Origin of the sequence: Paracidobacterium acidisoli (assembly GCF_003428625.2) — a bacterium.
GTDB lineage: Bacteria > Acidobacteriota > Terriglobia > Terriglobales > Acidobacteriaceae > Paracidobacterium > Paracidobacterium acidisoli.
The window spans coordinates 378,812-404,458 of record NZ_QVQT02000005.1; the positions used below are offsets into that span (position 1 = coordinate 378,812).

The window sequence follows — 25,647 nt, forward strand, 5'->3', positions numbered from 1 at the left end:
CCCCGATAATAATCAGCATGGAATGACCGCCGCCCAGCCAGACCGCTGCTCGCTCTGTCTTTGTGGAAATAGAACGATTTAAAGTCTGCTGCATCAGTGGAGTTGGTACAGCCGCTCAATACGCAATCAGTAAATAAGCAAACTACGAGAATGAGCCTCGCCGAACGGCGACCGGATGCAGAGGTTTTAAGCAGGAAATGCTGTCAATCAGCGGCGAAGAATGATCTGGCGGAGAGAGGGGGATTCGAACCCCCGATAGAGCTTTTGACCCTATAACGGTTTAGCAAACCGCCGCCTTCAGCCACTCGGCCATCTCTCCACGGCGCTGTTGCAACAGTTTAGCATGGACCCGGCAGCCCCTGAATCCAGTTCACTACATCCAGCGACGGCGCTGCAGCCGTTATCGCTACCCGGAGATCGTCACATCCCACACCTGATCCAGGGATTGCCTTGTATCCATCCCTTTATCTCTTCGCCTCCAGGGCAGACACTGCAGCCACAGATAAACGACCGGTGTCAGGTAAAGCGTCAGCGACTGCGACACAAGCAGTCCCCCGGCCACCGCAATGCCGAGCGGCCGGCGCACCTCGCCGCCCATGCCGCTGCCAAGCGCAATGGGAAGCGCCCCGAGCAGCGCCGCCATAGTCGTCATCATGATCGGACGAAAGCGCTGAAGACATCCCTGGTAAACAGCCTCTTCCGGAGCCATCCGCCCCGTTCGCTCCGCATCGAGCGCAAAGTCGACGATCATGATCGCATTCTTCTTCACGATGCCGATCAGCAGAATAATGCCGAGAAACGAATAAAGGTTAAGGTCCTGCCCGAACAGCAGCAGCGTGAGCAGTGCCCCAATCGCGGCCGGGGGCAGGCCTGAAAGAATCGTAATCGGGTGAAGAAAGCTCTCGTAAAGCATGCCCAGCACCAGATAAATCACCAGCACCGCGATAACCAGCAGAAGCCCAAGCCCCCTGCGCGCGCTCTGAAACTGCGCCGCCATCCCCTGAAAGGTGAAGGTCATCGTCGCCGGCATGCCGGTCTCTTCCGCCGCCCGCCGGACAATCGCGGTGGCCGCATCCAGTGAGACGCCCGGCTTCAGATCGAACTGAAACGTCACCGCCGGAAACTGCCCCACATGATTCACCGTCAGCGGAGCGACCGTCTGACTCAGTGTCGTCACGGCAGAGAGCGGCACAAGGCGGCCCGTGTCCGACCGAATATAAAGGCTCCCCAGCGATTCCGGATCGCGCTGATACTGCTTTGCCACCTCCATAATTACGTAGTACCGCTCCGAAGCAACGGTGATCGCCGCCGCCTGCCGGTTTCCATAGGCATCGTAAAGAGTATTGGCAATCTTCTCCGGATCGATGTGGAGTGACATCGCCAGATCCCGCCGAATGTCGACATTAACGCGCGGCGCGCTCATCTGCAGATCGCTCGAAACGTTGACCAGCTCCGGCAGAGACTGCAGCTTTGCCTTCAGCCTGGGAGCCCATCGGTACAGTTCCTCCGCATCCGGTGCCTCCAGCGCTACCGAATATTGTGACCGTCCCTCGTCTTCACCCAGGGTCACATAATCCCCCTGCTTCAGATAAACATTCAGCCCCGGAATCGCATCCAGCTGCTTCTGCAGCGCGGCAAGAAGGATCTTCACGTTCGGGCGGTGCCGGTCGTTTTTGAGATTGACCCAGAACCATCCTGAATTCTGCGAGACCACTCCGGACAAATTACTTTCCATCCATGGAATCCGCGCAAGAATTCTGTTGACCTCGTTCCCATACGCAATCATCCGGTCAAACGAGTTATCCTGCGAAGCCTCCAGCGTTCCCGAGAAGTTGGGAACATTCACCTCCGGCATAAAGCTCTTCGGCATGACGACAAAAAGAAACGCCGTCATCGCCGTCATCGCAAGGCTGGCGGCGATCGTCGCTCGCTGATGGCGCAGAACCCATGCAAGCGAGCGCTGATAGGCCGTTTCCAGCAGGCCGTAGACCTTTTCCGAATGCTTCTGCAGCCAGTTGGGCGTTTGCTGCCGCGAACCCGGAAAACGGCTGCACAGCATAGGGGTTAGTGTGAGTGCCGCGACCGCCGAAAGCAGTATGGAAACGGAAATCGTCACTGCGAACTCGCGAAGCAGGCGCCCCAGCACGCCATTCAGAAAAATAATGGGCAGAAAGACGGCCACGAGTGAAACCGTCATCGAAACAATCGTGAAGCCGATCTCGCTCGCTCCATCCACCGCGGCCTGCATCCCCGTCTTGCCCATCTCGCGATGTCGCACAATGTTTTCGATCATCACAATCGCATCGTCCACAATAAAGCCGACCGAGAGCGTGATCGCCATCATCGAAAACATGTCCACGGAGTAATGAAGCAGCCGCATCACGATGAACGATCCCAGCAGAGAGACCGGAATCGTCGCAGCCGCAATCAGCGTGGCGGATATCGAGCCAAGAAACAGATAAATCACCAGCACGACCAGAGCAATGGTCAGAATCAGCGTGTGATTCACCTCCGCAATCGAATCGCGCACAATATCGGCATTGTCTGAAACATTCCCGAAGGTCACACCCGGGGGCATAGAGTCGCGCAGCGATCGAATCACGGCCTTGAGGCTCTCCGCGACCTCGACCGTATTTGTTCCCGGCTGCTTGCGCACCGCGAGAATGATGCTCCGCCTGCCGTTAATCCAGAAGGCTCGCTTGTCGTTGTCAGAGCTGTTGATGACATGGGCAATCTGGTTCAGCCGCAGCGGAGATCCGTCTCTGTACGTCACGATAAGCTGCGAATAGGCCGCTGCCGTGGCAAGCTGGCTGTCCGTCTGCAGGGAGTAATCCTTGTTGCTGCCGTACAGTGCGCCTGCCGGCAGGTTGGCGCTGTTCGTGCTCAGCGCGCTTCGCACTTCTTCAAGGTCCACGCCATACGAAGCCAGCCGGTCAGGATCAACCTCGACGCGAATCGCAGGCTGCTCCGGCCCATACACCTCCACCTGCGAAACGCCGCTCACCATCGAGAGCCGCTTCGCAAATACCTGATTGGCGTATCTCGCAAAGTCATCGAGCGCCATCGTCTTCGACGACATCTCCAGCCACAGAATCGGATCGTCTGCCGGATTCACCTTCGAATACGAAGGCGGTGATGGCATATTCTGCGGCAGCGCGCCCGCCGTGCGCGAGATCGCCGCCTGCACATCCTGCGCCGCCGCGTCCACACTGCGATCCAGGTTGAAGTGAAGCGTGATGTGGGTCTCTCCCGCCTCGCTCGATGACGTCATATTCTCGATGCCGGGAATCGTCGAAAACTCGCTCTCCAGCGGAGTTGCCACCGTTGTTGCCATCGTGTCCGGATTCGCTCCCGGCAGCGCAGCCGACACGCGAATCGTCGGATACTCCACCTCAGGCAGGTTGCTCACCGGCAGAAACGCATAGCTGAGCGCTCCAAAGCCGGCAATCGCGCCCATCAGCAGCGTTGTGGTGGTTTTGTGACGAATGAAGAAATCCGTAAAGCGCATAACACCTCGCCTGTCTGCAGCGAACAGCGCTCATTCGCCGGATGGATCATCTGCTGCCGAAGCATGTGGCGAGGCTCCGCGAGGAGTATTCAGCAGTGAGACTCTGGCGCCGGGTGTCAGCCTCAGTTGTCCCTCCGTCACCACCATCTCTCCCGCGCGAATCCCGCTGCTGACAACCGCCTCCTCTGCGCTGCCTTCCGGTTGATAGGTCCGCGATATCGTCACCGGCGTCACAGTCGCAATGCCCGATCGAACCACCCAGGTATACTTCCCATCCAGCCCGTTCTGAATCGAAGACTCCGGCACCACAACCTTTCCGTTCTCCACCGCCAGTCGCAGCCGGATGTGAACAAACTCCCCCGGCCACAGCGCTTCATTCGTGTTGGGAAACACCGCCCTGAGCTGAATCGTTCCGGTCGTGGCATCCACAGCATTGTTGATGAATGCGAGAGAGCCCTCCTGCGTGGCTCCCTCGCCGCTGCCCGCTTCCACCTTCAGAGGATCATGCGCATTCAGCTTCTGCACCTCAGCCAGCTCCTGCTCCGGAATGCTGAATGCCACATAGACGGGAGCCAGTTGCAGCAGAGTCACAAGCGTCGTATCGTTCTCTCTTGCCACGTTGCCTGCAGTCACCATTACAGCTCCGGCTCGCCCGCTGATCGGAGCCGTCACCTGTGTGAAGCTCAGCTGCAGCTGTGTCTGGCTAAGCCGCGCCCTGTCCGCCTTCGTCGTATCCGTCGCCGCTGCGGCCGCTGCCTCATCGGAGCGGAGCGCAGCCTGTGTCGTATCGCTCGTCGTTAGCATCTGATTCACGCGCTGCCCCGACAAAACACCCAGCGCTCCCAGCTTCTGTGCAATCTCCGCTTCCGACCGGCTCTGCTTCTGCGAAGCCGCGTCGCGGGCAACGATCGCGCGGGTCTGCTGCTCCACCGCTATGTCGCGCTCCAGTTGTGCCTGCTCTTCCGCGGCCTGCCGCTCGAGTGCATCCGGATCGATCACGAACAGCAGTTGCCCTTTGGTGACGTTCTGTCCTTCCTGAAACGCAACACGCTGAATCTGCCCCGTCGTGCGCGGCTTTACCTCCACGCTCTTCATCGCCTCGACGTTGCCCACCGCCGTAATCTCCAGCGGAACATCCTTTGTGACCGCCAGCGCCGCGCGAACCGGAACCCCTTCCGGAGGCGTGGAGTTCGCATCGACAACAACACGCGAGCAGGACGTCAGCGACAGGCACGCCAGCACCCCCAAAGCAACCAGCGCTTCCGGAAGAATCGGTTTGTTGCTGCTTTTCAGTGGCTTCACAGACAACTCCTGTATCAGGAAGCCACATCCTCCTCCGCCGAAACACAGTTATGCAGCCGAACAGCTCAAAATTGCAGGGAACACTGGAGATTGCGAAAAGAAAGCGCCGGCAATACCCGAGCAGACAGGACGAGCCCAGGCTGCCGCAATCTCCAGAAGGCGAAATCGCCTTCCCTGCAGAATTCACGCCGCTCCCTGCAAAGCTGTGGAAGATGCATGCGGAAAGAGCCATGCTATGGAGAAAGCATGTGGTCTGCAGAAAGACCTGCACGATATTCCGGGGCACAGCGGATGTACGATACTTCCCGAAAGTGTTTAATGAGGGATACTCGTTGAATCCCGGGTGGCTGCGCTTTCAGGCCGGCAACATCTCTGTAGACAGTCCCTGATTTCGGGAAGGACAGATATGGACACTCTTACGGCTGTTCCATCGTATGCGCAAACGTTGCCCTCATTCGGAAGAGGTGCGGCGGCTCCTTCTCCGCATCACGGCTTCCGCTTCGGCGGATATGTGATCATCCTTTCCGTGGCCGCCGTCCTTGCGCTCGCAACCGCGGAAGAGTGCCGGTCCATTCTGCATTTTCCTTCTCTTCTGTATGGGGCCGTGCTTTGGGGATGGTGGGCCATGATCGCCAGCATCATCTGGAAACTTGGCCGCCGCTTTCCTGTTCTGTCGAGCTTTTCCCCCAAAGGCGTGACCTTCCATATCCTGACGGGCTCCGCGCTCGGAGTGGCGCATCTGCTTCTTCTCGGAAGCCTCGGCTTTATCACGCCCGAGTGGCGTGGCCATGCGTCTGCACTATCGGTCTGGACCGGCCTGTTAAACATCAACCGCTTCGGCATTGAGATCCTGATCTACGGCTTCGTCCTCGGCATCACCGGCATGATCGAATATCAGATTCGCGCGCAGCGCGATGCGATCAAGTCGCTGGAGCTGCAGAAGCAGCTCTCCGCCGCCCATCTGCGCACCCTGCAGATGCAGCTCGAGCCGCACTTCCTCTTCAACACGCTGAATGCAATCACCACGCTCGTCGAGTTCGGCAGGCAGAGTGAAGCTTCAGAGATGCTCGGCCACCTGAACGCAATCCTGAAGAGCACGCTCAAACGAACCACCCCTGAAAAAGTTCCACTCTCGCAGGAGCTCGAAATCGTCGAGAACTATCTGGCCATCGAGCAGATCCGCTTTGCCGATCGCCTGCGCATCGAGATCAGGGTCGATCCCGGCGCCCTCGATGGTCTCGTGCCCTGCTTTCTGCTTCAGCCCATCGTCGAGAATGCGATTCGCCACGGCATAGCGCACTGCGAAGCAGCCGGTGTAGTCGAGGCAACCGCTCGCTGCGACGGTCACCGTCTGCATCTGCGGGTCCGCGACACCGGCCCCGGAGTCAGCACGCCTCAGCAGAATGGGCACGGCATCGGACTCAAAAACACCCGCGAGCGCCTCATGCACTTTTATCAGGACGAATTCGTGATGCATGCCCGGCCGCTCGACGCCGGCGGCTTCGAGGTCGCTATCACCATTCCCTACGAACACGGCGGAAGATGAAGCTGAAGACCCTCATCGCCGATGATGAGCCTCTGGCTCGCGAGCGGCTGCGGTTTCTTCTCGCCGGCAGCGAAGAGATCGAGCTCGCCGGCGAGTGCCGTAACGGCAGGGAGGTCGTCGCCGCTCTGCGGGAATCCCGCATCGACCTGTTGTTCCTCGATATCCAGATGCCAGGCAGGGACGGCTTCGACGTCTTCGAGCAGATTGGTGCGGCAAATATGCCGGTCACTGTCTTCGTCACCGCGCACAATCAATATGCCGTGCAGGCCTTCGAGGTGCATGCGCTCGACTACCTCACCAAGCCGGTTGAGCCCGAGCGCCTGCAGTCGGCATTGCTTCGCGTCAGGGAACAGATCGCCTCCCGCAACGCGCTGCTCACGCAGGAGCGTTTGCGCTCCGTGCTCGCAGGCCTTGAGAAAAGCAGTGACGCTCCAAAGGAGTATCCCCGTCGCCTTCTCGTGCCCAACGGCGCGAAGGAATCCTTCATCAGCGTCAGCGAGATCGAATGGATCGAAGCCGCCGACTACTACTCCTGCCTGCACGTTGGAGCAAGAAGCCTCATGCTGCGGGAAACTATCCGACAGCTCGCCTGTACCCTCGACCCGAAGAAGTTCGTGCGCATTCACCGCTCCACCATCGTCAATGTCGATCAGGTTCGTGAGATATTTCGCGAAGGCCGCAGCGAAGGATCGGTCGTGCTGCTCAATGGCCAGCGGTTGAAGATGAGCAAAACCGGCTGGCAGAATCTCCTCGCCGTCAGCCGCGCCTGAAATCTCCTCCGCAAAAAGAATCGGATTTCCCGATAAACCCCTCACTTTTGCCTTCGTTTTCCTTGTATTCTTCGTTACATTGCGATCAGTCTTTCGCAGCTTCTCCGCAGGAGTCACTCAGGTACTCAGATCCCGCAAATTCGCCCGTCGCATGCGTCTGCTGCCTCTGGTAGCAGCGACATACTTTATGGTGTCCGGCGGCCCTTACGGCATCGAAGACATCCTCGGCGGCGCCGGCTACGCTAAAGCCCTCATCATCCTCGTCACTCTGCCGTTTCTCTGGAGCCTTCCCACCGCGCTCATGATCGGCGAGCTCGCCAGCGCCATCCCTGCCGAAGGCGGCTTCTATGTCTGGGTGCGCCGGGCGCTCGGCCCATTCTGGGGATATCAGGAAGCGTGGCTCTCTCTCACCGCCAGCATCTTCGATATGGCCATCTATCCCACGCTCTTTGTGCTCTACCTCGGCAGGCTCTTTCCAGGATGGACCGCCGGATCGCGCGGCACTTTGTGGGAGCTCGCTGTCATCGTCGGCTGTTGTCTGTGGAACCTGCGCGGAGCACCCGCCGTCGGAAACGGCTCACTCGGGCTCTTCTTTCTGCTGCTCACTCCCTTCGCCGTCCTCGTCGGAGCGGCCTTTCTGCATGGCAGACATGTGCCCGTCCAGGGCATGTGGTCCATGCACGGGAGCGAAGAGACCGGCCTCGCCACAGCCATCCTCGTGGGCTTATGGAATTACATGGGATGGGACAACGCATCCACGGTCGCGCAGGAGGTCGAGGACCCGCAGCGGAACTACCCGCGTGCCATGGTCATGAGCACCATCGTCGTTGCCGTCACCTATGTTGTGCCGTTGTTTGCCATGGCTTGGGTTGCCTTCCCCATCGATCAGTTCACCACCGGCTCGTGGACCGACGCCGCGCGCTCTCTCGCCGGCCCATGGCTCGGCACCGCCATCGTCATCGGAGGAACTCTCACCGCATTCGGCATGTTCAATGCGCTCATGATGTCCTACGCGCGCCTTCCCATGACCCTCGCTGAAGACGGTATGCTCCCGTCGGTGCTTGCGCTGCGCAACCGCCGCGGCGTGCCCTGGGTCGCCGTGCTGGCCTGCGGAATCGCCTGGGCGCTCGCGCTGCAGTTCAGCTTCGAGCGGCTCATCTCCATGGACCTGATGCTTTACGGCGCCAGCCTCATCCTCGAGTTCGTCGCGCTCATCGTGCTGCGCATTCGCGAGCCGCGTCTTGAGCGTCCCTTCCGCGCAGGAAATCTCGCGACCGCCTGTCTCATCGGCGCCGTCCCCACCGGACTCATTCTCTATGCCGTCTGGTGCTCTCGCAACGAGCGCATGGCGCACATGCCCGCCCTGTTATTCGGAGCCATCATCGCCTGCTCCGGACCCATCTTCTATCGCTTCTCGAAAACCATCTGGGCAAGGCCGGAGCCGCTTCCGAATCCCGGCGACTGAGCGCTCATGCCCGCCGCCGGCCTATGCAGTCGCCGCGCGGGCTTCAAGGCTCTCCAGAAACTGCTCCAGCTCCTCCGGAAGCTCCGTCTTCAGTTGCAGAACTTTCCCCGTGCGCGGATGCGCAAACTCCAGTTCTGCCGCATGAAGAAAATTGCGGTCGAGCGAAGTCGTCTCTTCCTCCGTGGCAGATTTCTTCGTCTTCGGAGGCACAATCCGCGCCGGCGCTCCATAAAGGGTGTCTCCCACTACCGGATGCCCGATTGAAGACATATGCACGCGGATCTGGTGCGTGCGCCCCGTCTCGATCCGCACCGAAACCAGCGTGAACGCTCCAAATCGCGACGCAATGCGCCGCAGCACCGTGTAATGCGAAACGGCGGAGCGCGCGTCCGCCTCACGCTTCGTCGTCATCCGCGTACGCCGCAGCAGATCGCGCGCAATCGGCGCATTGATTGTGCCGCGGTCCTGCTTCACATTGCCGTGAACCAGCGCTACGTAAGTCTTCTTCATCCGCCGCTGCGAAAACATCTCCGCCAGCTTCAGGTGCGCCGCATCGTTGCGCGCCACAATAATCAGCCCGCTTGTCTGCTTGTCCAGGCGATGGACAATGCCCGGACGCAGTTCGCCTCCGGTGGTGGAGAGTGAGCGATAGTGGCTCAGCAGGGCATTCACCAGCGTCCCGTGATTCCGCGCATCATCCGTCGCGCCCGAGCCCGCATGCACCATCATCCCTGCCGGTTTGTTGATGACTGAAAGGTCGTCATCTTCGTATACGATTTTGAGCGGAATATCCTCCGCAAATGCTTTCAGCGGCGGCAGCGAAGGCTTCCCCAGCACCTCCACCTGCTCTCCACCGCGCAGCTTCTGCGAAGGCTTCGCTTCGGCTCCATCCACCAGAACCTTCTGCTCGGAAAGCAGCAGCTGAATGCGGGCGCGGCTCACGCCTTCGATCTGCGAAGCCAGCCACGCATCCAGCCGCTGCCCTGCCGCCTCCGGTGGAACGGAATATGTCATCGTCATAGCTACAAATAATCCTGCATTAAGGCTGCATCACTTCGGTGTCACTTCACCCGGTCCATGCAGCCCCGGAACCCATGAAGGGAAATTCGGCTGCGGCTGCGGCATCGGCGCAGCATCGGGAGGCAGCATCGCCTGCCCCATCAGCCAGTTGCGCAGCAGCAGCGGCCATGTCGAGAGCGGAATGATCGAGCCGCACAGCCCGCACCCGTGATTCGAATAGTCGTAGATGTGCAGCTCCGACGGCACGCCCGCCCGCTCCAGCGCTCGGTAAAAATCGAGGCTGTTTTCTACCGGAACCGTCGGATCTTTGGTCGTCGCAAACAGAAACGTCGGCGGTGTCTGCGCCGTCACCGCAAACTGGTTCGAATATTCGTGCTCCAGCTTCGGATCGACATCCGGCCCCAGCAGATTCATCCGCGATCCCGCATGCGCCTCCGGCAGCTCCATGCTGATCACCGGATACGACAGCACCATGAAGTTCGGCTTGCAGCTCTCCGCGTCAGTTGTATCTGTGGCAGTTACGTTTTTCTCTTCGCAGTGCGTCCCCAGCGACGAAGCCAGATGCCCCCCTGCTGAAAATCCCCACACGCCCAGCCGGTTCGGGTCGACGCCATACTCGGCAGCGTGAGCCCGAATCAGCCGCATCGCCCGCCGCCCGTCGTTGATCTCCACCGGGTAATGATAAGGAGCCACGCGGTAATCCAGCACAAAGGCCGCCATGCCCTGAGCATTCAGCCACTGCGCAATCTGGAAGCCCTCGTGCCCGATCGCGACATGCGCGTATCCTCCGCCCGGAATCACCAGAATCGCCGCGCTCGTCGACCGCTTCGCCGGCAGAAAGACATACATCCGCGGCTTGTCCACTTCGGTGTCGCCCAGTGCGCCCGGCGCGCCATTCGGCCACAGATAAATCGCACGCGGAGTCCCGGCAGTGGCTTCCTGCGGCGCGCTCCGGGCAAACGCCCGGGTAAACGGCATCAGAGAGACTGCAAGCAGAGCGGCGAGCAGAAAACGGGCAGCCTTCGAATATCTTTTCATGGGGAGCAGTATATTTCCTCCGAACCTGTTTAAGTTCTGTCCATGCTGGATGGGACGGTCATTCGCTAGCTGTAAATATCGCAGGTGCATAATGTCTTGTGCGAGGAAAAGAGAGATGACGTCTTCGGATCAGGGAATTCTCAGTATAGAAAGCAGCCATTCCGTCGATGAAACGATGGCAAAGATCGAAGCGATCCTGCGCGAAAAAAACGTAAAGCTCTTTGCGCGTATCGATCACAGCGGCGAGGCCGAACAGGCCGGCCTGCACATGCCGCCCACAAAGCTGCTCATCTTCGGCAATCCCCGCGGTGGCACACCGCTGATGCTCGCCGCGCCCACTGTCGCCATCGATCTCCCTCTCAAGCTGCTCGTTGCGGAAGATGCGGCAGGGAAGACCACAATATCGTGGAACGATCCGCACTATCTTCTCGTGCGCCACAATCTGCCCGAAGCCCTGATCGCCAACATCGCCGTGATCGCCGCCATCGCCGAGGCAGCGGCAAAATAGCTCATTCCGCTGTTACGCTTTTTCCGCCGGTCTGCGCAGCCACAGCAGCCCGCCTGCCAGCACCGCCACCAGCGCTATCGCCTGTGCAATGGTGACCGTGCCGTGAAAGAGCGTATTCGTGCGCGGAGTGCCATTCCACAGACCAAGAAAGAAACTCGCCGCCCCGTAAAGCAGCAGCCATCCTCCGGCCAGCTCGCCATCCTGCGTGCGTCGCGGCAGCCACCACAGCAGAAGCGCAAAGATCAGCACGGAGGCGGCCGCCTCATACATCTGCACCGGATGCACCTTCACCCCGAGCGGCACCCTGTACCAGATCGCCGCGATAAGGCTGTGGTACGTCACTCCCCACGGCAGGGTCGTCGGCGTGCCGTAATCAATGCCGGCACAGAGCGCGCCGATCCGTTCCAGAGCAATACCCGCCGCCAGTGCCGGAGCCGCCGCATCGGCCGCCCGCAGCAGCGAAAGCCCTTCCGCCTGTGTGTAGAGCACCGCCGCAGCCAGTCCGAGAACAACGCTGCCCATCACGATCCATTCGCTGCGTACCGTCGTCAGGCCAAGAATCCAGAAAGGATGTGCGCGAAAGATGGAGAGGTGCGCCAGCACCAGCAGCAGCCGCTCTCCGATCAGTGCCGTCAGAATCGCGACAAGTCCCGCATTCCAGATTTTGTCTGCGCGCAGTCCCAGCCGACGCCCAAAGTGCATCGCCAGCGCCAGCGCAGTCAGCAGCGCGGCAGCGGAGAAGACGCCGTATGTGGGAATACCGACGTGACCGATCTGGAAGAGTCGAGGAAACAAAACCCGTAGAGGCAGAAAACCGACCCGCGGGGCCGTGAGGTGATGCGCCGGTGAACCCGTCCTAAGACGGTGGGAACCCTCCGCAGCTCTTTAGGCATTCCGAACTGGCGGACACTGCACACCGAGCCGATTTTTCGAGTCGGGCTCCCTGTTCAATGAATGTAGGTTCAACCAGCGTTAACCACCACACCTGCTTTGCAGGCCGGTCTCTGAGTGGATGCTATCGGGAGCCTGTAAGGATTGCAAGTCGGGCGCATCGGTACAGAGCGCCCAACAGCAGTGTCAGCCGATGCGGCGTTCTTCGCTCAGCACTTCGTCCAGCAATCCTGCGAGCGAATGCGCGCGCGTGCGCAACGAGCTGCCGCTCTCTCTGTTCCTGCCCGTCAGCTCGTCGTAGCTCTCGCGCAGCGACGAAAGCTCATCGGCAATGTTCAGCGCCGCCAGCACCGCAACGCGCAGCGAGTCGACCGTCTTTCCCTGCGAAGCCACCATGCGCATCTTCGCATCCACCATATCCGCCAGCCGGCGAATGTACTCCGGGTCCTGGCCGCGCAGGTGATAGGTCTGGTCGTAGATATCGACGGTCACAGCCTGCACCGTCGTATTCGTCTGAGGATCGGACATCGGCAGACGCTCCCTTTATGCAGTGATTTCGTCCAGCTGCGTCAGCAGCCGTTCCACGCGCTGGCGCACAACGTCGCGCTCCTTCTCCAGCGTGCGAACCTGATCCTGTGTGCGCGAAAGCTCGGTCGACTGCTCGTCCAGCAGCAGCTGCAGCGTCGCTGAGTTCTGTTCTGCCGCTGCGCGTGCCTGCCGCTCGGCCTTCAGCAGCTCCACTGCGCGCAGAACGCGCTGTTCAAGCTCGTTGAAATCATCGGCGGCAATGGGCAGCTGTGCATCCTGGAGAGCTAACGTAGACATCGTGTACCTCTGAAAAGCCGTAAAAAATCGGATAGTCCTTGGCGAAGTATAGCGCCTCCCGTACAGAGGAAAACCGCGGAAAAGCATGGTGTGCGAAACCATGGTGCCCGAAAAGGTACGTGGCGCCGGAAAGGGAATTCGGTGTTTCCGCGTCGAACAGGAAAAGCCGATGCGCGCTTTGGACCGGCAGTTTCCTGGCTTCTCCGGGAAAAGTTTCTGTCTGATTTGAATGGTTGGCAGCGAAAGCCGGGCGATGCAGGGAAGCACTGCGGAGAGCATGCGACGCGCAGTGCGCGCGTCTGCTTCATGCAATGGTCGGGACGGGCAGATTTGAACTGCCGACCCCTCGCACCCCAAGCGAGTGCTCTACCAGGCTGAGCCACGTCCCGACAACAGCTGAGGTCTGCCTTACTGAGTTTACACGAGCATGGCCCCCCGCGGCTGCCCGGCCGGACAAATCCCGTTCGCCTCTCCGCAAATCCCCGCCCGCGTCCTCTGGTTACAGACAGGTTTATTTCGCAATCGCTGAAACGGCCCGCCGTCCCTTCCACACCATCCCCTCGGAACCGGCAAGTTCCTCCTTCCTTCCATCGCCGGTTTCGCAATACCTGCCCGCGGCCCCGCCGCAGTGAAAGTACGAGGACAATTTCATGGCTGCCAGCAATCCTGCTGTTTCCATACAGGTCAGCGTCACACTCCAGGCCTCCACCTGCGGCGAGAAGTCTCCGCAGGCCGTCGCCTATGCCTTCACCAGCAGCGGTCGTTTCCTTACCCGTGCCGCCGTCAGCGGCGAGGGCGCGACAGTGCTTAACGTTCCCGCGGCAGGCGCCGCGCGGGAAGTCCGCATCGTCGTCGGCCCCGAAGTCGAAGGCGATCAGTCGCCCTCTCTCTCCGAGCTGACGCGCCGCGGAGCCAGCGAGCAGTTCGTCCGCATCACAGCCGACGCGAAAGTTCCTCCCGTCATCTTCGAAATCCCTTCCGAGATTCAGCGCTGCTGGATTCGTCGCTGTCTCGTGCAGGGTACCCTTCTCAAGAGCGTCATCACCGGCGGCCTGCCCGTTGACATGCCCGTCTGCGGCGCCGAAGTCCAGATCTGGGAAGTGGAGCCGATCGAGATCATCATCCCGAAGCTCCCCATCTCCGTCATCGAAAAGCTGCGTCAGATCGTTCTCACGCCCATCGGTCCGGTCAATCCGAATCCGCCCGATCCCGCGCCGTTTACCAATGTCGCTGCTCTTTCGGCGAGCCTTCAGCTGGCAAAGCCCGTACCCACCATCGCGTCGCCCGCGCCCTCTTCTCCCGAGTACGCCAGCCTGCAGATTCTCGCTCAGACCAGCGATGCCGAATCCTTCCGTCAGGCGCTCCTCTCCAATATCTCCATCGTGCGCTCCTGGCTCTGTGAGCTCATTCCTCGCTTCGTCACCAAAACGCTGATCGCGACCACTACCACCGACCGCTGCGGGCACTTCCAGGAGCTTATCTTCCCCGGCTGCCTGGGATCGAGCCCGAATCTCTATTTCACCGCGAGCCTCAGCTTCTACGGATTCTCTCTTTTTCTCTACGCCCCAACACCGGTAGCCTGCTACACCCACTGGGGCTATCAGTGCGGCACAGAGGTTACGCTCTACACCGACAGCATCTTTGCTCCCTGCTGCTCGCCCTGCGCCCCGGTCAACGCGGGTGAAAACTATGTCCTCTTCCGCGCCATCGGAGGCGTCGACCTCAGCTCGATCTATGGAGCCAGCCCGCTGCTTCCGTCCACGCCGCTCGGCCTTGCCGCCGGTGCCGTCGTCGTCGGAGAAGACTCGCCCTTCGGAGCCACGCTCCTTCCGCGCGTCGAGTTCGACAGCTCCCTGCTCGAAAACGGCCTCGCCAGCTACTATCAGATCTCGTATTGGGATACCACCCAGTCGCAGTGGATCGTGTTGGCGGGCGATATCTACCGCCACTACAACGAATTTGTCGGCGGACAACTGGTCACGAAGTCTTACCTCGTCGGACCGCAGCCCTCCGCTCCAAAGCCCAATCTCTTCGCCATTCCGCCGGCTCTGCCTCCGGTCGGCGACTGGGCCTATCCCAACCCGGCCAACGACCTCGCCAACGCGCAGTTTCCCACCGCATCTCTGCCCACCGGCTCAACCCCGCCGACCTACGGGCTCTACCAGCTCAAGCTCGACCTCTTCGACGCCGCCGGAAATGAGGTCGACATCAACGCCGCGGGAATCAAATACTACGTCCCCTCCAGCGTCGAGCCGGACGGCACCATCAACACCGTCGATGCCTCAACCCTCAGCCTCGTCAGCGGAAACAGCATGATCATCAGCCTCTACGTCGATAACCGTCCGACGCAGGCGCAGCTCCCCGCCGTTTCCACACCCGTCGATTCCACCGCCTCCGACCCGTGCGGCATCCTGCACTACAACGGCCCTGGAGACAATGTGGATATCGAATACGTCGCCTGGCAGCCCGGCAACTTCCTCGACTGGAACCTCTACGTCGTGCGCGGCACCACCGGTACCGTAGCCTCGCTCGCAGGCAACACCAGCGCAGGCTCGCCCGGATCGCCCGTCGACTTCAACAACACCGTCGCCACCCTCATCGGCAGCTGCCCGCAGGCCGCCTTTGGCGTCAACCTGTACTGCCAGTTCCGCGGCACTGACGGATGGAGCCGCCTTGGATACGGATACGACAGCTCGCAGTCCATCGCCTTCGCGCTGACCGTTCCGTGCCCGCAGACAAAGCCTCAGTAGTGCTCAGCCCGGGAAGCGGCTCGTTTCTCCCCGCTTCCCGGTTTTTTTAGCGCAGAGCCATGATCGTCTTTCAGAATCTGCAATCCGCTCCGGTGCTGGGCTTTTGGGCGCGGCTTGTGCTGGCCGTCCTCGCAGTCTGGCGCATTTCGCATCTGCTCGCGGCCGAAGACGGCCCGTGGGAGGTCTTCGCCCGCCTCCGCCGCTGGCTGGGCATGTCGTTTCTGGGCCGGCTCATGGACTGCTTCGGCTGTATCAGTCTCTGGATCGCCGCGCCGGTCAGCTTCTTCGTTGTTCGCCGGCTGCCCGATCTCTTCTTCTGTTGGCTCGCCCTCTCCGGCGGCGCATTTCTGCTCGAGCGCATGCACTCTGAACCGGAGGCGCAGCCCGTCATCATCGAACGTCTCTCAGAAAATGAAAAGGAAGACTCCAGCCATGGGATGCTGCGGTAAGGCAAGAGCCAATCTGAGTTACTCCCGTTCCGTTGCGGTTGCAACACCCGCGGCGGCCGCCAATCCTGCCGCTTCGGCCTCCTGGCCATCCGGCAGTGCGCCTCGGCAGCTCCGCTACACCGGACAGGCCGGCATCGTGGTCCGCGGCCCTGTTACCGGAAAGCCCTACACCTTCAACGCGCAGGATCAGGTACAGACAGTCGATCCGCGCGATGCCGCGGTCCTGCTGCGCACGCAGTATTTCCGCCAGGGTTGAAAAGGACAGGGCCGTCAAAAAAACTCCGTCAGAGAAACACAGATCTGTTTGATTTTGGCAGCGTCTCAGTTTGAGATTCGCGGGTTTGGGAATAATTTTCCGCCAGGGAAAGGCGTGTATAGTGACCCGTGGCCGGGAGGCGCATCGATTCCGGCCCAGATTCTATGGAGGCTGTCTATGGCAGAAGAGCTCTTGCCCGTCTCAGATTATGGCTACGATCCTACTGGCGACGAAGGCGCGCAACACATTCAGATACACGGCGGCGGGGCTTTGCCCGATAGTTACGTTATTCCCGCGACTATGCTGCCGCCTGTAGGGATGCAGGGCACGGTTCAGGATCCGGGAGCGCCGGGAAGTTGCGCGGCCTGGGCGTCTGTTTATGGCCTGGCCACTTCAGCGGCTGCCAGGGCGGGCGGATATGATCCAGCTACCCAGGATCGTCAGGCGAGTCCGGCTTTCATCTACATGGAAGTGACCGGCATCTCCGCGCCCCCCTGCAAAGGCTCGGCGTTGACTCCGTATTTCGGGATACTTTCCCGGACCGGTACACCAAACCTGGTCAGTGCGCCCTATTATGCGAACTGCCAGGAGCTGGTGAATCTCTACCATGATCCGTCGAAGCCTCCGGCAATGGATCTGGCTTTCAAGCTGGGGAGCACGACCGTCGTCCAGACGTCGGACGCTGAGTCAATCAAGCGGACTCTTTCGGCAAATCGGCCGCTGGCCTATGGCACACGCCTGTATACCGATTGGACAAGCTACCGTGGAGAACCGGTTCCTTATGTTGGGAACGGCAAGGTTGCCAAAAGCGGAAAGACCGGCAAAGACGTCGGCCACTGCATGATGATCATCGGTTATGACGACACGATGGGTGCGTACCGGATACAGAACAGCGAAGGGACGCAGTGGGGCGATTCCGGATATATCTGGATGGCCTACGCGACCTTTGAAAAGCTGGCCCAGGGAAAGGCATTTTTCTACGATTGACCCGCTTCCACAATCCTGCCGTCAGCGATGTTGTTTCTTCCACACGTACAAAAGCCGCGTCGTCATGACGCGGCTTTCAGGATTTGCAGGCACTGATACACCTCAGCAGAAAGATGCCGGGTTGGAGCCGTTGCACTCCCCGCCTGAAACTGCGTTACTTCGTCTGCGCGGTGGTCGCATCCGTGGTGCGCGTCGCGTTGTTGTCCTGCTTCGCAGCGCTGTCACCCTCACCCTTGATGCCATCCTTGAAGCCGCGGAACGCTTCACCCAGGCCTTTGCCCAGTCCGGGCAGCTTGCTCGGTCCAAAAATCAGAAGAGCAATAGCGAAGATGATCAGCAGATGAGTTGGTGTAAAAAGATTATCCAGCATGTGGTTTCTCCCGGAGCCGGTTCCCCGCCGCGGCCCAGCCGCCGGCGAAAAGCCATCCCCGCTTTGTTATTTATTGTCGCATAGAAGCGGGGTGCTCAGCGGAAGTACGAAGCCGAGGGGCCTCCGGTTTTCTTCGCACCCTCTTATCCCCGATCCAGGTACCACGGAATATTGATCACAACGATCCGCCGGCTGCCGCGCAGCAGCAGCATCAGCTTCAGTACATTGGCGCGCTGGTTATGCAACAGGTTCTCCCACCAGTGCTTTACCACCAGCTCCGGCACCAGAACCGCAATCTGGCGGCTCTCGTCCTGCTTTTCCGCCTGCAGCACAAACTCCATCAGCGGCTGAAGAACAAACCGGTACGGCGATTTCAGCGTCACCAGCTTCGGCTCGGTCAGCTTCGCCTTCCGGATCGGCTCCAGCACCTCGGTATTCCAGTCGTCGCAGATGCTTCGCCCCGTCTCGCCCGCCTCTGTGCTGTCGACGTGCACGGCGATCACCTCCTGCGACATCATCAGCGCGAAGCGCAGCCCCTTTTCGGTGATCCTGCTCCACCGGTCCAGCGGAATAATCACCAGCGGCGGCCGCAGATTGTCGACCCGGAGCGGCTCATGGCTCGCCGTCTCCGCCGCGACCTTCCGGTAGTGCTTGTGCACCGCCATCATGACCAGGATCAGACAGGGAATCAGCAGCGCCGTCACCCACGCTCCGGCGACAAACTTCGCCACCAGCACCACCAGCAGCGTGATCCCCGTGGCGACCGCGCCCAGTCCGTTGATGCACATGCGCGCCGTCGATCCTTTGCCCTTGTTGCGCCTCCAGTGCATCACCATGCCCGCCTGCGACAGCGTAAAGGCCAGGAACGCCCCGATCGCATACAGCGGAATCAGCCTGTCCGTAACGCCGCCGAAGAGAATCAGCAGTGTCGCGGTAAAGCCCACCAGGGCGATGATGCCGTGCGAATACAGCAGCCTGCGTCCGCGCAGAATAAACACGTGCGGCAGATAGTTTTTAAGAGCGATCGCCCGCGTCAGCCGCGGAAAATCCGCAAACGCCGTGTTCGCGGAAAGCGCCAGCACCAGCAGAATCGACCCGATGGTGACGTAATAGAACCATCCGCGCCCGGCCACCGCCGCCGTAAGCTGCGAAAGCACGCTCTGGTAGCCCGTTCCCGTCGGGTCCGTCGCGCCGATGCCGTAGAACCGGCACAGCCCGGCAATGCCCGCAAGCAGCACCAGTAGCAGGGCAATAATGATGGTGAGCGACCGCTTCGCATTCTTCGTCGTCGGCTCGCGAAACGCCATCACGCCGTTGCTCACCGCTTCCACGCCCGTCATTGCCGTGCAGCCGCTCGAAAAGACCTTCAGCAGCAGCCACAGCGTCAGTGCTTCGGTGGCAGGAGGCAGCTTCGGCGGCGCATCCACCGGCGCCGGATGCCCGCCCGTGACCACCACGTGGAAGAAGCCCAGCCCGATCACCACAATCATCGTGCCGATAAACAGATAGGTGGGAATCAGGAAGACCAGCCCCGTATCGTGCACGCCCCGCAGGTTCACCAGCGTCAGCAGCACCAGTATCCCCAGACAGATCGCCAGTGTGTGAGGCTGCAGCGACGGCACCGCGGAGATCAGAGCGCCCACTCCGGCGGATATGCCCACCGCCGCCGTCAGCACGTAGTCGATCATCAGTGCCGCCGCGGCCAGCAGTCCTGCTCCGTCGCCCAGGTTCTCGCTCGCCACCGTGAACGAGCCGCCGCCGTGCGGATACGCCTCGATCGTCTGGCTGTATGAGAAATAGAGAATCACCAGCAGAATCAGAATCGCCGCGGTGATCGGCACAATCTCCCGCACGCCCATCAGGCCAAGCGGAATCAGCAGGGTCAGCGCCGCTTCCGGCCCGTAGGCCGCGGAGCTCAGTGCATCGAGGCCGAAGATCGGAATGCCCGCGGCAGGTCCGATACACTCAGCGCGTTCCTCTGACGTCGCCAGCGGACGTCCAAACAGCAGGTCAGCAATCTGCATAAATCAGTTCGAGCTTAATTCCCGCCGGCCGCTTCGCCGAGTTGTTTTTCGAAGAATCCTGCCATGATCCCGTTGGCTTCATTCGTCTCCGGCAGCGTCGGGTCATACCAGAACGCATGCGTCAGCCCCTCGAAGACCACCAGCCGCGCATCGTCTCCCGCCCGCAGAAACGCCCGGTGCAGAATCGTCGTCCCGCTCAGCAGAATATCGCGGCCGCTGGTGATAAACAGCGAAGGAGGCAGGCCGTGCAGATCGGCAAAGACCGGCGACAGAACCGGATCGCGCGCATCGGTGCTGCCGACATACTGCGTGTCATGCGACCCCGGCTTCGGCGCATCCAGATGCCCCGAAAGGCCGCCCAGCGCATACATCGCCCACGAATCGCCGTCGCGCGAAAAATCGCCCATCCCCGAGAAGACGCCCAGCGCGGCCGGCATCGGCAGGTGCAGCTCCTTCAGCTTCACCGCCACCTCCGCCGTCAGAATCGCTCCCGCCGAGGTCCCGTAAATCGCAATATGTTCCGGCTTGTACGTCTTCAGCAGTTCCTTATAGATGGCGACCGAATCGTCCACCGCCGCCGGAAAGGGATGCTCCGGCGCCAGCCGGTACAGTGCAGCCACCACCTTCGTGCGGGTCAGGTACGCAATCGGGATCGACTCGTTCAGCGAGCCCGAGTCGGAATTGAAGCCGCCGCCATGCAGGTTCAGCAGAACGCGGTCGCGGTTCCCCTCCGGCGTCGTCAGCGGCGTCACCACATGCACCGGAACCCCGGCCATCGTGCTCTCTTCCACGTTCACCGGGCAGAGCTTTTTCCATGCCTCGGCGTTTTTCACCTGATACGCGTCCGTCTTTGCCCGGCGTTCGGCCAGCGTCTCCGGAACCGCCGCATCGGACACCTGGCGCCCCAGCCGCCTCTGCGCCTCCGGACTGATCGTCTTCGGAACAGGAATGACGCGGGTAATATGCGCCGTGCCGTCGGCGTCGATGTAGCTCGTGTCCTTCTGTGGCGCTTCCGCCTGTGTCGTTCCGGAAGCCTGAGTGGCCTGCAAAGCGGCTGCGCCGGCCGGCGCCAGGGCAACCAGCGCTGAGAGCAAAGCGGCGGAGAGGAGTCTCATCATGGTTCTCCGATATCGTCAATGAAGCTGCGAAAGAACAATAACAGAGACTGCACTTTAACAGGGACTGCACTTTAACGGAGACTGCCGGGTACCCCATCTTCGCCGCCCGTTTTTGGCGGCTAAGACGGGATAAGAGTTTCACTTTGGATCAGGGCGCCGCTTCAGCCGTGCCCTGACAGCCTCAAACTACACGGGCTTCAGCCTCTGTTTAACTTTGGAAATGCAGGGTATAAATCCGGAAACAGGCACTCCATCGATAAAGGATAGTTCCGGTCCGGTTCTCAGACCGCGCTGAGCAGCAGCAGAAGCACCGCGACCACCGTCGCCGCCTGGTAGACGTATTGAGACGGATCGCTGCTGAACCGCGTGCGGACGGATGGTTCGCGTGTGACAGTTTTCAGGAAACTCATCTCTGCCCCCCTGCTGGAAATTCCCGGATGATTCGTTTCAGGCCGCCCGCCGGTCTCATCCGCTGCTGATGGAACGTCTGAAATCCCTCTCCGGATTCCGGAAAGGGAATCTCGATATTCCTCTGGACGTATTGTCGGCAGAAACAGCGCAGACTCCAACAAAAAGTTTTCCGAAATGGTGATTCTTAAGTAATCATCCGTACCAAAGCCGTCGCTTCGTCCTGTTGCCGCCGTCGAAAGCCTCCGTCTCAGCCCGCACCGGTCTCGTTATAAAATCGGCGTCATGGCGAACGAACCCCAGCAGCCGGAACCCTCTTTTTTGAGCGGCAACCATGCCTCCCCGGAACGGCCGTCGCGGCTGCCCTGGATACTCGCCGGCGTAGTCGTCCTCATCGTGGCCGGCGCGCTCATTCTGCTCGGCCATCGCGCCCAGCCAGCCAATCCCGGCGGAGCTGGCCTGGCCCCGCCCGACCCCTACGCCGCCAGTCTGTCCCTCAGCCATCTCCAGATGAGTCAGGCAGATACGCGCGTCGGGGGCCAGACCACCTATATTGATGGTCAGATCGCCAATAACGGCAACAAAACCCTCTCCGGCGTCACCATTCAGGTCGCCTTCCGCGACTTCACAAATCAGCTCACGCAGAAAGAGACCATGTCTCTCAGTCTCATCCGCACCCGCGAGCCCTACGTCGATACCGAGCCCGTCAGCGCCGCGCCCATCCACCCCGGAGACACCCGCGACTTCCGTCTCATCTTCGATCACGTCTCGCAGGACTGGAACCAGCAGGTGCCTGAGATTCGTGTCATTTCCGTTACCTCCCGTTAATCCGGCAGCCCCGTTTTTCCGGTACCTTCCCCGGGCCGCAGCTATGCAGGATTTACCCGGTTCCTTTCGGCACTGCAAATTTTTCCTGCTTCCCTCCGAAAAGTGCTTCCTTACCCTCAGGCCGGTGAGCTTCCTCAGCGGTGGAAATCTCCGGCGCTGACCGACCAAACAATTCATTTCAGGGCGTTTACGCTTTCATGGCGAGTGGCCGCCAAGTTTGGCAGGCCAGATGCTCTTTCACTGGGCAAGACGGGATGCTGCGCAGCTTCCGGAGTGTGTCCGCGGTCAACGAAGTCAGCAATATGGATCACGAGCCATACGAAGGAATGCAAATAAATATGAGAACTCTGAATTTCAAATCGAAGTCTCTCTTGAAGCCCGGCGCTGTTATGGCCCTGTTCGTTGCGGCCAGCCTGGGCTTACCGGCAGTCGCGCAGTCCAGTCAGTCCTCCAGTCAGGTGCAGACCGGAGCAGTGGCCAATGGCACCCCCAGCCAGCAGGCCGGAACGGCGGAAACAGGAACCGGACAACCTCCTCTGCAGACGAAGTCCAACGAAGGCTTCTGGGGTCATGTGAACCCCTTCGCCCGCAAGAAGTGGGTACATCGCCAGCTGGACCCGGTGAAGGACCGCCTCAATGAGCTCGATGAGCTTCAGGCGAAGAACGCCCACGATATTAAGGATGTGGATCAGCGCGCGCAGAACGGGATTCACGCCGCCCAGTCCACCGCCGACCAGGCAAATCAGACTGCGGTAGCTGCCGGACAGACGGCAACCCAGGCGAATCAGACGGCTGAGACGGCCAGTACCAAAACCCAGCAGCTCGATCAGACCGTATCCACGCTCGACCAGTATCACCAGGTCACCGACATGGAGCTTCGTTTCCATCCCGGCCAGACGGCCCTGAATGCCAAAGCGAAGGAAGCTCTGGATCAGATGGCGCAGCAGGTGCAGGGGCAGAAGGGTTACATCCTCGAGGTCGCCGGTTATTCGCACGCACGCGGCCAGGTAGGCATTCAGAGCTCGCAGCACATGGCTGAGGCAGTCGTTCGTTACCTCGCCGAACACCAGGTTCCGGTCTATCGCATTCATGAAGTAGCGATGGGCAATACTCCGATGCAGGACAGCGATGGGAATACGCGCAGCGGCAGCGCCGTGCACGTCACCCTGATGCAGAACAGTTTAGCGGCCTTGAACTCGTCATCTTCAAATGGCGGTTCGCCGATTGGTGCGACGCAGCAGTTATCCGCGCAGCCCTCCCCTCAGGGTGCTGCGTCGCAGCCAGCGGTTCCACCACAACAATAACAACGAAGGTCGCAGCAAGCTCTCACACAACGAGAGAACCAAGGCAGATTGGCCCCTCACCCGAGGGGCCCTTTTTTTGCTCCTCACATCCCCATCCCCGCTCGCGAGTAATGGACTGGTCCGCATCGCTTTGTATCCGAGCATGGCCTCCCAGGTTGCGGAAAAGCTCTGCTTTGTATCAGGGCACGACTTCAGTAGGCGGGAATCATCCGATGCGGATCGTCCCTGCCGGGAAAAGCTCTGCTTTGTATCAGGGCACGACTTCAGTCGTGCCGCAAACTTCAGAACCAGTCGGGCTTTAGCCCCTGTGGCTTTTTTGGCTGCCTTCGCCTCATACTCTCTCTTTTTCCCGCAACCTGTTCAGTCGCTCTGTTCTCTCTGTGAATTCCAGCCATAAACGAAGCGGAGAGCGGCACGCCTCCCATTGCGGTCAGCCAGTGGCCTTTGTACACTCGACCAGAGCACGCAGTCACTCCACACCTCCTCTTTCCTGCAGCGGGCATAATACGGTATTTCAATGGCTAAGATCTCCGCAGCTCTGGCAGCAGCGGCTCTTCTGATGGGCATGGGCGGCGCCTGTGGCCATGCGCAGAGCGCTCCCGCTTCACCCGCCCAGATCTGGCACTCCAGCGCCGCGCAGGATCTCAGCCATGAAGCCGCATCGATCCCCGAAGCAAAGTACGACATCGACCCACATAAGATCTGGACCCTCCCCGAGCTGATCGATCTCGCCGAGCAGCACAATCCGGAGACGCGCGTTGCCTGGGCCCAGGCAAAGGCCCGGGCCGCTTCTCTGGGAATCGCGCGCAGCGCGCTCTTTCCCACTATGGCCGCCGTAGCGCTGGCGGCCACCGTACGGACCGCCGCCCTCATCGGCGAGTACTTCCACCGCCAGACCGAGGGACTCTTTCAGCCCACGCTCCACGTTGAATACCTCGTTCTCGACTTCGGAGGCCGCAGCGGCGCCATCGACCTCGCAAAGGCCAATCTTCTGGCCTCCGACTTCGCCTTCAACGACACGCATCGCAAAATCATCTTTCAGGTCGCTTCCGCCTATTACCGCCTGCTCAACGCGAAGGGCCAGCGCGAAGCCGCCGAAGTCAGCCTGAAGAACGCGCAGACCGTCGAGGAGGATGCGCAGAACCGCCTCAGTAACGGACTCGCCACAAAGCCCGACCTCCTCGAGGCAACCGCCGCCCGCGCTCAGGCCGACTACGATCTGCAGGCCGCCGTCGGCGCCGAGGATATCGCCCGCGGCGATCTCGCCACCGTGATGGGGCTCCCCCCCGCAACCACCTTTCAGGTGCAGGACATCCACGATCTCGCCACACCTTCGGACATGGCCGGCTCCGTCGATCAGGACATCGACCGCGCCTTTGCCCAGCGCCCCGATCTGATGCAGCAGCTCACGCGCATACGCGCCGCCAGCGCTTCTATCAAGGAGGCCCGGTCCACCTATTTCCCCACCCTCAGCTTCGCTGGTGACGGCGGTCTTGCCCGTGCCTACGGCCAGCAGGATCTCTATCCCGGCAGCTACGCGCAGGGTGAGGTCTGGAGCGTCGGCATGCAGCTCAAATGGACCCTCTTCGACGGCCTCCGCCGCGAGCACCAGATCGCCGAGGCCGAAGCGGGAAAGAAAGAGGCGCAGGCCGGCGTCGAGGCGCTGCGCGATCAGATCGCCGACGAGGTCTGGACCGCCTACACCAATATGAAGACAGCTCTGCGGCAGCAGCAGGCCGCAGCCGCGCTGCTCACCGCCTCCGAGCAGTCCTATGAGGCGGCTCGTGAGTCCTACGGCTATGGTGTCCGTAATCTGCTCGACGTCGTCTCTGCGCAGAAGACGCTCGCCCAGGCCCGCTCCGAAGACATCGCCGCGCGCTCGCAGCTTCTCCTTCAGGTCGCCGGCCTTGCCTTCCGCACCGGCGATCTCATTCAGGTGCAGCCGCCGAAGGCTGGACCATGAGGCAGAGTTTCAGATCAGGAAAGAAACGAGGATGGATGAAGCTCCTGCGAAGATCGACCGCGTCCTTCGGTGCTCTCGCGGCTCTGGCAGCGCTTGCCGGCTGCGGCCACTCTCCCACCTTCAACATACTGGGATCGTTTTTCCCCGCCTGGCTGATCTGCATGATCGCCGGCATCGTGCTTGCCGCCATCGTGAACGGCATCCTGGCGCACTATAAGCTCGAAAAAGAAATTGCATGGACGATTGTTACGTATCCATGCCTCGCTGCATTCTTTGCATTCACACTCTGGCTGATCTTCTTTAGCTAACGGGAGAAC

The 25,647-nt window shown here is 60.7% G+C and carries 24 protein-coding genes, 2 tRNA genes and 1 other RNA gene; 13 read left to right on the forward strand and 14 right to left on the reverse strand.

Annotated elements, in window-relative coordinates; all coding sequences use genetic code 11:
* Window positions 1-226: 226 nt before the first annotated feature.
* The 3 genes from D0Y96_RS15460 to D0Y96_RS15470 form a co-directional block, all read right to left on the reverse strand.
* Window positions 227-319: transfer RNA gene (locus tag D0Y96_RS15460), tRNA-Ser, on the reverse strand.
* Between the two features lie 87 nt (window positions 320-406).
* Window positions 407-3,508: an efflux RND transporter permease subunit gene (locus tag D0Y96_RS15465; protein WP_117301651.1), complete on the reverse strand. Its 3,102-nt coding sequence runs from the start codon at window positions 3,506-3,508 to the stop codon at window positions 407-409.
* Window positions 3,509-3,538: 30 nt separating this feature from the next.
* Window positions 3,539-4,810: an efflux RND transporter periplasmic adaptor subunit gene (locus tag D0Y96_RS15470; protein ID WP_117301653.1), complete on the reverse strand. Its 1,272-nt coding sequence runs from the start codon at window positions 4,808-4,810 to the stop codon at window positions 3,539-3,541.
* A gap of 50 nt (window positions 4,811-4,860) precedes the next feature.
* Between D0Y96_RS15470 and D0Y96_RS15475 the strand changes: the two genes are divergently transcribed.
* From D0Y96_RS15475 to D0Y96_RS15490, 4 genes are all read left to right on the forward strand, one after another.
* Window positions 4,861-5,199: a hypothetical protein gene (locus D0Y96_RS15475; protein WP_117301655.1), complete on the forward strand. Its 339-nt coding sequence runs from the start codon at window positions 4,861-4,863 to the stop codon at window positions 5,197-5,199.
* A 17-nt stretch (window positions 5,200-5,216) separates the two neighbouring features.
* Window positions 5,217-6,356 (forward strand): sensor histidine kinase, encoded by a 1,140-nt coding sequence (locus D0Y96_RS15480; protein ID WP_117301657.1) that lies wholly within the window; start codon window positions 5,217-5,219, stop codon window positions 6,354-6,356.
* A complete protein-coding gene (locus tag D0Y96_RS15485; RefSeq protein WP_117301659.1) occupies window positions 6,353-7,126 on the forward strand; it encodes a LytR/AlgR family response regulator transcription factor in 774 nt (257 codons plus the stop codon). Before D0Y96_RS15480 ends, D0Y96_RS15485 begins: the two co-directional genes overlap by 4 nt.
* A gap of 151 nt (window positions 7,127-7,277) precedes the next feature.
* Window positions 7,278-8,591, forward strand: a complete 1,314-nt coding sequence (locus tag D0Y96_RS15490) for an APC family permease (RefSeq protein WP_117301661.1) — start codon at window positions 7,278-7,280, stop codon at window positions 8,589-8,591.
* Between the two features lie 21 nt (window positions 8,592-8,612).
* Here D0Y96_RS15490 and D0Y96_RS15495 read toward each other — a convergent pair whose 3' ends face one another.
* Both D0Y96_RS15495 and D0Y96_RS15500 read right to left on the reverse strand, forming a co-directional pair.
* Window positions 8,613-9,611, reverse strand: coding sequence for an RluA family pseudouridine synthase (locus tag D0Y96_RS15495; RefSeq protein WP_199480372.1), 999 nt, complete (start codon window positions 9,609-9,611; stop codon window positions 8,613-8,615).
* Between the two features lie 30 nt (window positions 9,612-9,641).
* On the reverse strand, window positions 9,642-10,649 hold the full coding sequence (locus tag D0Y96_RS15500) for an alpha/beta hydrolase (RefSeq protein ID WP_117301663.1): 1,008 nt from the start codon (window positions 10,647-10,649) through the stop codon (window positions 9,642-9,644).
* Between the two features lie 115 nt (window positions 10,650-10,764).
* Here D0Y96_RS15500 and D0Y96_RS15505 point away from each other — a divergent pair, with 115 nt between their 5' ends.
* On the forward strand, window positions 10,765-11,157 hold the full coding sequence (locus D0Y96_RS15505; protein WP_117301665.1) for a DUF302 domain-containing protein: 393 nt from the start codon (window positions 10,765-10,767) through the stop codon (window positions 11,155-11,157).
* 12 nt (window positions 11,158-11,169) lie between these two features.
* Here D0Y96_RS15505 and D0Y96_RS15510 read toward each other — a convergent pair whose 3' ends face one another.
* From D0Y96_RS15510 to D0Y96_RS15530, 5 genes are all read right to left on the reverse strand, one after another.
* On the reverse strand, window positions 11,170-11,952 hold the full coding sequence (locus D0Y96_RS15510; RefSeq protein ID WP_158562428.1) for a prolipoprotein diacylglyceryl transferase: 783 nt from the start codon (window positions 11,950-11,952) through the stop codon (window positions 11,170-11,172).
* Window positions 11,953-11,969: 17 nt separating this feature from the next.
* A non-coding RNA gene (gene ssrS, locus D0Y96_RS15515) (6S RNA) lies at window positions 11,970-12,159 on the reverse strand.
* Between the two features lie 75 nt (window positions 12,160-12,234).
* Window positions 12,235-12,576 (reverse strand): cell division protein ZapA, encoded by a 342-nt coding sequence (locus D0Y96_RS15520; protein WP_117301668.1) that lies wholly within the window; start codon window positions 12,574-12,576, stop codon window positions 12,235-12,237.
* 15 nt (window positions 12,577-12,591) lie between these two features.
* A complete protein-coding gene (locus tag D0Y96_RS15525) occupies window positions 12,592-12,873 on the reverse strand; it encodes a hypothetical protein (RefSeq protein WP_117301671.1) in 282 nt (93 codons plus the stop codon).
* A gap of 312 nt (window positions 12,874-13,185) precedes the next feature.
* A tRNA-Pro gene (locus D0Y96_RS15530) sits at window positions 13,186-13,262 on the reverse strand.
* A gap of 261 nt (window positions 13,263-13,523) precedes the next feature.
* Here D0Y96_RS15530 and D0Y96_RS15535 point away from each other — a divergent pair.
* The 4 genes from D0Y96_RS15535 (at window position 13,524) to D0Y96_RS15550 (ending at window position 17,315) form a co-directional block, all read left to right on the forward strand.
* Window positions 13,524-15,623, forward strand: coding sequence for a hypothetical protein (locus D0Y96_RS15535; protein ID WP_117301674.1), 2,100 nt, complete (start codon window positions 13,524-13,526; stop codon window positions 15,621-15,623).
* 59 nt (window positions 15,624-15,682) lie between these two features.
* Window positions 15,683-16,072 (forward strand): hypothetical protein, encoded by a 390-nt coding sequence (locus D0Y96_RS15540; RefSeq protein ID WP_117301676.1) that lies wholly within the window; start codon window positions 15,683-15,685, stop codon window positions 16,070-16,072.
* Window positions 16,056-16,328 carry a hypothetical protein gene (locus tag D0Y96_RS15545; RefSeq protein ID WP_117301678.1) on the forward strand — a complete coding sequence of 91 codons (273 nt, stop codon included), beginning with the start codon at window positions 16,056-16,058 and terminating at the stop codon, window positions 16,326-16,328. Before D0Y96_RS15540 ends, D0Y96_RS15545 begins: the two co-directional genes overlap by 17 nt.
* Before the next feature lie 177 nt (window positions 16,329-16,505).
* Entirely contained in the window at window positions 16,506-17,315 is an 810-nt protein-coding gene (locus D0Y96_RS15550) for a C1 family peptidase (RefSeq protein WP_117301681.1), read from the forward strand.
* 154 nt (window positions 17,316-17,469) lie between these two features.
* Here the strand turns inward: D0Y96_RS15550 and D0Y96_RS15555 are convergent, their stop codons facing one another.
* The 4 genes from D0Y96_RS15555 to D0Y96_RS20605 all read right to left on the reverse strand — a co-directional run bounded on the left by D0Y96_RS15555 (window position 17,470) and on the right by D0Y96_RS20605 (window position 21,237).
* Window positions 17,470-17,685, reverse strand: coding sequence for a twin-arginine translocase TatA/TatE family subunit (locus D0Y96_RS15555; protein WP_117301684.1), 216 nt, complete (start codon window positions 17,683-17,685; stop codon window positions 17,470-17,472).
* Between the two features lie 143 nt (window positions 17,686-17,828).
* Window positions 17,829-19,709 (reverse strand): APC family permease, encoded by a 1,881-nt coding sequence (locus D0Y96_RS15560; protein ID WP_117301686.1) that lies wholly within the window; start codon window positions 19,707-19,709, stop codon window positions 17,829-17,831.
* A gap of 14 nt (window positions 19,710-19,723) precedes the next feature.
* Window positions 19,724-20,827 carry a GTSAG motif subfamily hormone-sensitive lipase gene (locus D0Y96_RS15565; protein WP_117301689.1) on the reverse strand — a complete coding sequence of 368 codons (1,104 nt, stop codon included), beginning with the start codon at window positions 20,825-20,827 and terminating at the stop codon, window positions 19,724-19,726.
* A 281-nt stretch (window positions 20,828-21,108) separates the two neighbouring features.
* Window positions 21,109-21,237, reverse strand: a complete 129-nt coding sequence (locus D0Y96_RS20605; RefSeq protein ID WP_286676428.1) for a hypothetical protein — start codon at window positions 21,235-21,237, stop codon at window positions 21,109-21,111.
* A 283-nt stretch (window positions 21,238-21,520) separates the two neighbouring features.
* On the opposite strand from D0Y96_RS20605, the gene D0Y96_RS15570 reads away from it, so the two are divergent.
* The 4 genes from D0Y96_RS15570 to D0Y96_RS15585 all read left to right on the forward strand — a co-directional run bounded on the left by D0Y96_RS15570 (window position 21,521) and on the right by D0Y96_RS15585 (window position 25,638).
* On the forward strand, window positions 21,521-22,063 hold the full coding sequence (locus D0Y96_RS15570; RefSeq protein ID WP_117301691.1) for a DUF2393 family protein: 543 nt from the start codon (window positions 21,521-21,523) through the stop codon (window positions 22,061-22,063).
* 389 nt (window positions 22,064-22,452) lie between these two features.
* Window positions 22,453-23,367: an OmpA family protein gene (locus D0Y96_RS15575; protein WP_117301949.1), complete on the forward strand. Its 915-nt coding sequence runs from the start codon at window positions 22,453-22,455 to the stop codon at window positions 23,365-23,367.
* Window positions 23,368-23,884: 517 nt separating this feature from the next.
* Window positions 23,885-25,330: a TolC family protein gene (locus tag D0Y96_RS15580; RefSeq protein ID WP_252263827.1), complete on the forward strand. Its 1,446-nt coding sequence runs from the start codon at window positions 23,885-23,887 to the stop codon at window positions 25,328-25,330.
* 35 nt (window positions 25,331-25,365) lie between these two features.
* Complete coding sequence (locus D0Y96_RS15585; protein WP_117301694.1) at window positions 25,366-25,638, forward strand: YtcA family lipoprotein; 273 nt, start codon at window positions 25,366-25,368, stop codon at window positions 25,636-25,638.
* The last annotated feature ends 9 nt before the right edge of the window (window positions 25,639-25,647 follow it).